This is a genomic window from Algibacter sp. (genome assembly GCF_049667265.1).
In the GTDB taxonomy this organism is placed as follows: Bacteria; Bacteroidota; Bacteroidia; order Flavobacteriales; family Flavobacteriaceae; genus Algibacter_B.
Window position 1 is genome coordinate 1 of the sequence record NZ_JBATHX010000097.1, and the last position, 1,774, is coordinate 1,774.

Annotated in this window: 2 protein-coding genes; both read right to left on the reverse strand. The window is 34.0% G+C overall.

What is annotated here, in order from left to right:
• Positions 1 to 97 precede the first annotated feature (97 nt).
• Complete coding sequence (locus WBN21_RS03575) at positions 98 to 451, reverse strand: heavy-metal-associated domain-containing protein (protein WP_424197926.1); 354 nt, start codon at positions 449 to 451, stop codon at positions 98 to 100.
• An 80-nt stretch (positions 452 to 531) separates the two neighbouring features.
• The coding region (locus WBN21_RS03580; RefSeq protein ID WP_424197927.1) for a TonB-dependent receptor plug domain-containing protein at positions 532 to 1,774 on the reverse strand (1,243 nt) is incomplete at its 5' end.

Genomic DNA, 1,774 nt, shown 5'->3' on the forward strand with positions numbered 1-1,774 from the left:
GCTGCTCGAAACTTAGTATTTTCAGTAAACACACGTTTTGATAATTCAATAACATAAATCCGGTATTCTGTTTTAGGCATAGCTTTTAAGTACTAAACTATTCATTATGGTCATCTACCACTTCTTCATCACGATATTTACAACACGGATGTACGGTTGCATAAGCTTCATCTGTAGCTTTTTGCCCTTTCACATCATGCCCTGCAGCTAACACCTGACCTTCAATCGTTTTTAAATCCGTTTTACGATCATCATAAATTAATTTTAATTCATGAGTTTCGATACTCCAAGTTGCAAATTTTACGCCCTTAGTATTTAAACAGGCTTTTTCAATACGTGCTTTACACATACCACAAACACCATCAACTTCCAAAGAGGCTTTGGCGTTTTTGTTTTGAGCAAATATTAAGGTTCCTGTTAGCATTAACGCTATAATTACTAGTTTTTTCATGATAATTTATTGTTTTTTTATTTCCTCGAAGGAGGAAATCCTTTTTTAAATTTTTAATTAATAATTATGAGACTCCCTTTTCAAGGAAGTTTATATCGTAATCCTGCATAATACATACTTCCAAAAATTGGGCCGTATACAAATGTAGAATCAAAATTCGCACCAAAAGGGTCATCAGCTCCTAAAATAGGATTTGACTGCCTTAAATTTGTTATGTTTTCACCTCCTAAATATACTTCAAATTGTGAAGAAAACACTTTGGTAATTTGCGCATTTAATGTGGCTACAGTTGGTGTTCTTTCGGGTAATTGATATTCAGCAGGGTTACTTGTCGTACTAGCATAACGTTGATCGCTTAACCAATTAAAAGTAACATCAAATTTCCAATGTCCAAATTGTTCTTCATCATGATTAGTTTCGTATCCAACATTTGCGAACAAACGTTGTTTTGGTGTTAAAGGCCGTTCCAACCTACCTGAATTATAATCGGTTTTTACATCGTAAAATTTATATGCCATTCTTACATCGAAATTTTCAAAGGCATTGTAATTAAACTCCACCTGAAAACTGTTAGCAAAGCTTTTTCCGTTAAGGTTATAAAAACTAATCTCAGTAGGGTTTTCCCAATCTACAACCACTTGATTTTTAAAATCTGTTTTGTAATAATCAAAAGTAACGTCTGCTTTTCGTCCAAAAAGATTAAAACCTTGTAAATATGAAAATCCATAATTCCACGCAATTTCTGGGTATAATCCATAAACCGACCCGCCAGAATTCAAAATACTAATTTGCCTTGATGTCGAAAACAACTGCTGATTTTCGGTGAAAATATTAGCACTTCGTTTTCCCCTTCCAAAAGATGCTCTAAATGCCGATTTGCTCCAGGGTGAATAGCGTGCATGAACCCGCGGTGTTACAAATGTACCTAATAAATTATGGTGGTCAATTCGAAGTCCCGCAGTAAGGTTAAATAATTCCAGATTATCAAAACTATATTCAAAAAAACCTCCAACCGAGTTTTCGGTTCTTTCAAAATCTGAATCTAAATTCCCTGCATCAACTAACTCATCATAATGATCGTAAGTATAACTAATTCCTGTTTTAATTTTATGTCTAGAATCGCTAATAATGGAGTTATAAATAGCATTGGTGTATAAACTATTATGCTCAATATCATATCTGTTCAACCCAAAATAAGATTCCTGTTTATGATTACTAAACGCCGTTTGCACACCAATACTTTGCCAAGGAATATCTGGATTAACATAGCCAAATTTCCCTGACACTTCGTAACGTTTGGTGTCAATTTCACTTCCCCAACTG